We start from the raw sequence: 7,442 nt of genomic DNA, 5'->3' as shown, positions 1-7,442 counted from the left end.
GTTGGCCGCGCGCAGGGTTTCCTCGCGCACATACCATTCGTCGGTCCAGGACAAGATGTCGTAGGAGATGCCGCAGGCCTCGGCCATCCGGGTCAACCCGAGGTTGGTCGAGTGCGCGAGCAGCACCGCGATCAGGTTGCGCTTCAACTCCGGCGTGCGGGTGGCCTGGCCGCCGGCGTGGGTGAAGCAGTCCAGGTAGCCGGTGCGTTTGTCCAGCTCGATCAGCAACGACACGATCGGTGCGAACGGCAGCATCTCGGTCAGCTCGGCCTTGAGCGCGATCGCCTCGGCCGGAACGTCCTCGGCGGTCAGCGGGGAGATGATCAGATCCCCGGACTCGCCGTCCAGGCGTACCGGCCCCTCACCTTCGGCGAGCACGGTCTCGAGTTCATCGACCGCGGTGTGCAGTTCTTCGACGACGGCGGCCAGGGCGACGCCGGGATCGGCCGATCGCCCGACCAAACGGCAGAACTCGCCGCGCTGCGGTTCCCACCGCTGCGGTGTGAGCAGGTAGGCGGCCGGGTCGGCGTAGCGGCGTGAGCCGGGCACGTACACGTCCCCGCTGCGCAGCCCGAGCAGCACGCACAGCTCCCAGTAGTGCCGGTAGGCGGTAGCGCTGCCGGACTTGCGCGCCGCGTCGAGGTAGCCGCGCCACTTCGCGGGCACGAACCCGGTCGGGGCCTCGTCGAACACCTTCCGCCGCACGGTCGCGTTGAGTTCACGCAGCATCGCGACCGCGATCCACAACTCCGTCGCCGCGGTCCCGCCCGCGAACTCCACCGTCGACAGCACCGCGGGGGGTGAACTGACGCAGGTAATTGTAGGAGGAGTCCAGCGCGGCCAGGTGCCCGTGATCACGCGGCAACCGGGGTTTGGCCTGCGCGATCGCCGCCCGCAGACGTTCCCACCCGATCGCATCGCCGCGGATCAACGCACCGATCTCCTCATCGGCCACCGCAGGATCGGTCACGATCGCCAGGAGGTCGTCCAGCAGGGCCTGGCGGTCCTCTCCGGATTTGCCGCGTTCGGCCAACTCCTGCTGCATACGGCGTTCGGCGGCACCGAACTTCGCCGAGATCGCCTGATCGAACAAGGCCACGACCTCGTCGAGCACGTCGGTTCCGGACTGCGCCAGCACGGTGAGCAGGATCGGATACCGCCGCTGCGGATCCCGGCGTTCCAACGCCTGCGGGGTCAACCGGCGCCCCATCGTGGCCAGGAACCGGCGTCGTTCGGCGGGCAGCACCGACATATCGAGCCGGTCGGCACCCAGGCCGCGCAGGAACGCCAGCTTGTCGACCTCGGCGCGCACCGCAGCCGCGGACGCCTCCACCGGCCCGGTCGACAGCCACCGCAACCGCGAAACCCCCAGCGAGACATCGGTGGTCAGCAGTGCGTCCAACTCGGCGCAGCGGGCCGGGGTGAACTCGTGGGCCAGACGGTCGTAGGTCTCGCGCTGGGCCTGCTCGCGGGCGTGGGCGACGCGTTCGACCATGCTCACCGGACCGGGCCGGATCACCCGCGCCGAGATCAGATACTCACACCCCAACCGGAACAGCAGGGTCGGGGAATCGTGTTCCATCGCCCGCGCGAGCAGGAACTCGTCGAGCTCCTCGAGTTCGAGCGCACCCGCCGCCCGCCAGCCCAGATACTGAGCGACCAGGCGTAGATGGTCGGTGCGGGTCTGGGCGCGGCGGCCGTAGGAACGGATCTCAGTGCCGTCGAGCCGCAGCTGCTCGGCCAGCCGCGCTACCGCGACCGGCGGGGCGGTCACCACACGATCGGGCACGAATCCCAGCCACGGCAACGTGCACAACGCGATCGCGATCCCGAGCCGATCAGCCGGACCACGACCGCGGCCGGGATCGACGAACGCCAGATCCGCCGGCGAGAGCGTGAAGAACCGGAACAGCTCCTCGCGGCCGATCTCCGGGAACTCCCGCAGACGCGCCAACTCCTCATCCGCGAACACCCGCGTCGCCACGAAACCGACCTTCCAGCAACCAACCACGTTGGGAGCCAAGCCAACCAGTAGTCCGCCTCCACCGCAGGCCGAACCGGGCCCTAACCAGCAATCAGCCGCGGCTACGCCATATCCGTTGGTTTTTCGGCGGTTACTACCGGAACCCCTACCTCGGCGGCTGCACTGGGTGTGTCGACGGGGCTTCGCCTGTCCTGCATCGATGCAGCCCGCCAGATCGGCGACGCTGCCACCGCTGCCGAGCAGGACTGCCGCACTCTGGAAGACTTCGTGTACGGCTGGATCGAGGGCAGGATCGGCGACTTCCCGCTGCGGCAATACCTGCCCCCATCCTGCGCAGCAGAATAGCTCAGCTGCACAACAGCATTGGCGGGGTAAGCGATGCAAGTGCAGATCTTCGCGGCGCAACGCGAGGTACGGGGGTCAACGCTGGTGTCCGAAGGGGGAGTCGACCACTACGCACACGTGCTGCACCAGCGAAAACTACTGGTCGTGGGTGGCTGACTGTCGCAGGTTGGAGCCCTTGGCGGGAGACGCAGAGCATGGGTAACTGGAAAAAGCCTGGTCATCGGTGGGTGCTTATGCTGTCTGAGGGATCGCGATGCCCTGCGAAAGTCGGTCAACCGCCCAAATCGCTTGCGCCCGGGTAGGGCATGTGGAGCGTGATAACGGGGACGACCTGCGGGTTTGGGCGGGCTGTTGGTGATCGTAGCGGATTATCAGTTATGAGCGGGCGATGCCGACGAACAGGAGATACCCGTTGGCGCGGAGCGCGATCGACGCCGCCCGCCTCAGCAGGTCGACAGCTTGCCGCCCGGCTTCGGCCCTTGCCTCGATCCCCTCGACCTCATCCAGGAGCAAGCCGAGCTGGTACCGGTTGAACACGGTGTCGCCGTACCGGTAGATACCCCGTACCAAACTGGTGGCGGGTTGCGCGGCGCACAGCCCGAACAGCGTTTCGTAGGTTTCGCATGGGTACCGATGTCCGCGGACTGGGCTAGCGAGTGGGCAGCCGAATGATTGCGACTCGACTTCATGCTCCGTGCTGCGTTGTTTGCATATAGTGTGGTCAATTGGACATGGAAGGCGAAGGGGGAAACCATCTTTCGACATGACAGGTTGACCGTCGTGGCCGCTCGGGAGGACGTTGAGAACGGCGACATACAGCCAACGCTTGACGTACTCAGCGCGGTACTGACGTCACCGACACAAGCCAGGCGGGCGATGGGTGCCGTCGATCTTGCCATCCATGGTTACGACCACACGCCTACCGAACTGTTCGAGATGGATCTGGTTCGTAGCTTCGTGAGGCACTTGGACGAGGCGTTTCCTTACTGGCTCTTCTTCTCGTCGCTTCACAGCGCTTCACTGCAGATGATCGCGCTGTGCTTCCTGCCGCCGTTTCTCACCGACGAGGGCAAAAGGCAGCACTTCGGCCCTAGGCTGAATGACTTGTTGCTGAAGCGATGGATACCCGCGCTGAACCAGATGGCTGAATACGTCGGCCTTACAGACACCGAGCTCCGTGACCGGTCTGATGCGGCGATCGACTACTTCACACTCGGGCCTGCAGTCTCGACGAAAGGAAGTCCTCAATGGAACCAGTGACTATCATTGCATCCGCTGTCGCCGTCGGCGCTGCGGCGGGCATGACAGACTCGGCAAAGCAAGCCGTCATCGATGCTTACGCAACGTTGAAGCGGCTCCTCAGCACACGCTATAGCGGCATTGACCTGGCGCCGCTGGAGCAGAAGCCAGGCTCGGATGCCAAGCGGAAGTCGCTCGAAGAGGACTTGATCGACGAGAAGGCCGACACCGACACCGAGCTGCTAGATGCTTCCCAGCAAGTCATCGAAGCGGTTCGAGCCAGCTCACCCGAGGTCGGCACGGTGATCGGTGTCAATCTCGCGGATGTCGAGGCTGCGGTGTTGCGGGTTCAGCGGATCAACGCACGGGGCGAACGAAGCACTGGTGTGCAAATCACGCGCGGCCGGTACGGTGTTCTCGATATCGGAGAGGTGAATGCGGGGCTGGAGGAACCGCACAGCCCTCCTCATTCGGCGCGGTAGCAGCTCCCGCTACCGCGCATTCCCCAACCACACCTCTGATCAGCATGTCGGAGGTCCAGGCAACTCACATGATGCTTGGGGTGACTCAACATCACCACTACCCGCTGGCGCCGGTCAACGAGAAACTAGTCGTCGGCGAAATCCCCGTGGCGCCACCTGGATTCGTCGACCGCACACAGCACGCGGAGGTAGCCTCGATCCTCGCCTCCGAGTCATATCCGCGGATCTGTGCGCTGATTGGCATGCGTGGCGCGGGCAAGTCGCAGATTGCCGCCGCGTACGCGCAGCGGTGCATTGACGCCGACTTTGCGGTCGTGGCCTGGTTGAACGCTGAAACACGGCTGGAACTGTCTGCGGGCTTGGCGGAGCTGGCCGAGAAACTCGATGTGTCCGACCCCGACGGTGACCCCGCTCGGTCGCAGCGGAGGCTACGTGAACATCTTGCCGCTGCGCATGGATCGAAACTGCTGATCTTCGATAACGCGAACGACCCCGATCAGCTGCAGAACCTCCTGAAATCGCTCGGATCTACACAGATCCTCATCACCAGTACCGACAAGCAGTTCTCCGAGGTTGGGATCGAGGTCAAGGTCGGTTCGTACCTACGCGAACAGTCGGTGGCGTATCTGAGCGATCGCACTGGATTGCCCGACGTGGCGGGCGCGGCGGATAGAGTCGCCGACCAGCTCGGAGACCTTCCGTTGGCGCTGACCGCCGCCGCGGCGACGATACGAGCACGCAACTACGACTACCACGAATACTTACGAATTCTTGAAAGGTCGGTCGCCGAGGCCTTGCGCCGCCGCCCCGGTCTGAGCTACCCACTTCACACCGAACAAGCCTTATCGTTGGCGATCGAGAGCGTAGTGCAGGCTGATCCCAGCGGAGCCTCCCGCAGACTCCTCCAAATCATGTCGCTGTTTTCACCGCAAGGCACAACCAAGGCACTGCTCCTCCGCATCCCCCTCGTCGGAACCGAAGCCCTCGAGGCCGCCATCGAGCGATGTGTTCGTGGATCGATTCTGACAGACGTCATAGGCGCGAAAGCTCTTCGCATGCACCGCCTAATCGGCAGAGTGGTACGAGAGCGTTGGATCGATGTCAGCGAGCGAGACTCACTTGTCACTGGCGCGTTGAGCCTGTTGTCCTCGGACCTGAGCAAAGACAGCGGCATCACCGACACCGCTGTCATCATCGCTGCCGCAACGCATCTCGAGAGGCTCTGGGAATCACTCGTAAACGGAAGTGGCAAGGACGAACTGCTCAACGCGACGCTTAGCCTACGAGCCGCGGCGGTCGCACGCCTCGCCGACCGCACCGGCGATCTCGCCGGTGCAATAGACATGGGTGAGCGTGTAGTGCGTGACTGCGAGCAGGAACTGGACAACTCTTCCAGGCTGAGCTTTATCGCTCGCCGCAATCTTGCCCACGCCTTTGCAGTTTCCGGCAAACTGGACGTCGCCGCAGAGATGCTTGAGGATACCGTCGTCGATCAGGAATTCGTCCTTGGACCGGACCATCCCGATGCTCTGGCATCGTCTACCCATCTTGCCGGGGTCCTCTGCAGTGCAGGACAGCACCGGCGGAGCATCGCGCTCCTTCGAGCAAACATCGCCACATATGCGCGGACACTGAGCCCTCGCCACCCCGACGCGTTGACCGCGCGGATCAACTTCGCCGCTGCGCACCGTCTAGCGGGGCAACTGGACAGAGCCATACACCTTTACAAAGACGTGCTTCTCGACTGCGAAAGTACGCTCGGCGCACGGCATGAAATGACCCTCACCTGTCGTAACAACCTCGCGGCCGTATATCGAGAAGCCGGCAACCCCGCGACGTCCATCGGTATCCTAGAAGACGTCTTGGAAGACAACTTAAAATTTCTCGGTCCAGATAACCGGGGTGCCCTTGTTTCTCGAAGTAATTTGGCCAGTGCCTACGAGGACGCCGGGCAACCGCAGCGAGCCATCGCGCTCTTCGAGCGCAATCTCATCGATCGGGAAAATATCCTGGGCGCAGAACATCCCGATACGATGATCTCGCGTCACAACTTGGCGGGTGCGTTCGAGTCTGCCGGGGAACTCGATAAGGCCAAGGCCCTTCACGAGCGTAACCTGGCGGACCGAGAGCGCATTCTGGGTATCGATCACCCACACACCCAGATAAGTCGGAACAGTCTTGCTTGTGTTCTGTTGTCGCAGGGTCACACTAAGATCGCAGTCGCCACTCTGGAACGTGGGGTGGCCGACTGCGAGAGAACCCTCCCGCCCGACCACCCTCAGACCCTCACCACTCGGCATAATCTCGCAGTAACTTACGAGCGGGACGGAAGCGTCGATCGAGCAATACTACTTTTCGAACGCTGCTTCGCGGACCGCCAACGAGTTCTCGGTATGAACCACCCGCATACCCGCGAGTCGCTCGCTTGCCTGGCTGACGTATATCTGGAGGTAGGCCGACCCTTCGAGGCTGTTCGTTTGCGCCAAGTCGATCTCGAACGATGCATGGAGAGGACTAGCTCGAACCATCCAGACACTCTCGCCGCAGCGAATGATCTCGCTTACGCCTTGCTCATAGCTGATGAAATACCTGCGGCGATCATGGTGTTGGAGCCAAGTCTTGTCCGTAGTATCGAGTCGCTCGGAGTTCACCATCCTTTGACTGAACAGATTCGTACGAGTCGCGACGTCGCCTATCGCATCTTGAACCGGTTGATGGGACCCCGTGATTCGGTCCACCGGGTGTGAGAGCCGGTTATCGGTGGATGCAGGTTGCAGCGTATCCGGCTGGGGTGTTGTAGCCCAGCGCGGAATGTCTTCGGCGGTGGTTGTATTCGGCCTTCCAGTCACTGATTACGACTCTGGCCTGGGTGAGGGACCAGAAGCTGTTGATGTTGAGGCATTCGTCGCGCAAGCGACCGTTGAAGGATTCGATGTAGCCGTTGCGCCAGGGCTGACCGGGTGGGATGAACGCCAAACCGACTCGCTCGCCGGCCCAGTTGACTGGGCCCCGGTTGCAGGTCCACCGATCATGCGAGTTGCAGTGGTTGGTTGAACTCGGTCGGTGACCATTGCTGACGGAACGCTGTCGGGGTGAGGAAGCCCAGCGATCCGTGTGGCCGATACGTGTTGTACTCGATGCGCCAGTCCTCGGCAAGGACTTGGGCTTCGGTCAAGCAGGTGAAAGTCTCGCAGGTGAGGAATTCGTCGCGGAACCGGCCGTTGAACGACTCGCAGACCCCGTTCTGCCAGGGTGAGCCGGGGTCGATGAACGCCGGATCGACACCGGCGAAGCGACACCAGTCGGTCATGGCGTGGGCGGTCATCTCGGTGCCGTTGTCCATCCGGATATAGACCGGTCTCCGGCCGGTCGTGGTGACGACCTGGTCGAGG

General features: G+C 63.0%; 5 protein-coding genes and 2 pseudogenes. 3 read left to right on the top strand and 4 right to left on the bottom strand.

From position 1 onward, the window contains the following. Positions 1–1,984: pseudogene (locus tag NS3_RS30475) on the bottom strand (DUF4158 domain-containing protein); the annotation flags it as partial. Positions 1,985–2,704: 720 nt separating this feature from the next. Continuing rightward, positions 2,705–2,866, bottom strand: coding sequence for a hypothetical protein (locus NS3_RS27935; RefSeq protein WP_157101588.1), 162 nt, complete (start codon positions 2,864–2,866; stop codon positions 2,705–2,707). A gap of 243 nt (positions 2,867–3,109) precedes the next feature. On the opposite strand from NS3_RS27935, the gene NS3_RS27930 reads away from it, so the two are divergent. From NS3_RS27930 to fxsT, 3 genes are all read left to right on the top strand, one after another. Beyond that, positions 3,110–3,589 carry a hypothetical protein gene (locus NS3_RS27930; RefSeq protein ID WP_157101587.1) on the top strand — a complete coding sequence of 160 codons (480 nt, stop codon included), beginning with the start codon at positions 3,110–3,112 and terminating at the stop codon, positions 3,587–3,589. Continuing rightward, positions 3,577–4,050 (top strand): Het-E N-terminal domain-containing protein, encoded by a 474-nt coding sequence (locus NS3_RS27925; RefSeq protein ID WP_157101586.1) that lies wholly within the window; start codon positions 3,577–3,579, stop codon positions 4,048–4,050. The genes NS3_RS27930 and NS3_RS27925 overlap by 13 nt, the downstream gene beginning before the upstream one ends. An 80-nt stretch (positions 4,051–4,130) precedes the next feature. Continuing rightward, positions 4,131–6,797: an FxSxx-COOH system tetratricopeptide repeat protein gene (gene fxsT / locus NS3_RS27920; protein WP_169811701.1), complete on the top strand. Its 2,667-nt coding sequence runs from the start codon at positions 4,131–4,133 to the stop codon at positions 6,795–6,797. Between the two features lie 7 nt (positions 6,798–6,804). Here fxsT and NS3_RS27915 read toward each other — a convergent pair. After that, positions 6,805–7,050: pseudogene (locus NS3_RS27915) on the bottom strand (integrase core domain-containing protein); the annotation flags it as partial. Between the two features lie 28 nt (positions 7,051–7,078). Next, on the bottom strand, positions 7,079–7,442 hold a 364-nt coding region (locus NS3_RS27910), incomplete at its 5' end, for an integrase core domain-containing protein (protein WP_157101585.1).

The sequence above is a fragment of the Nocardia shimofusensis NBRC 100134 genome (genome assembly GCF_001613125.1).
GTDB classification, from domain to species: Bacteria; Actinomycetota; Actinomycetes; order Mycobacteriales; family Mycobacteriaceae; genus Nocardia; species Nocardia shimofusensis.
This window is presented reverse-complemented; position numbering and strand designations above follow the sequence as displayed.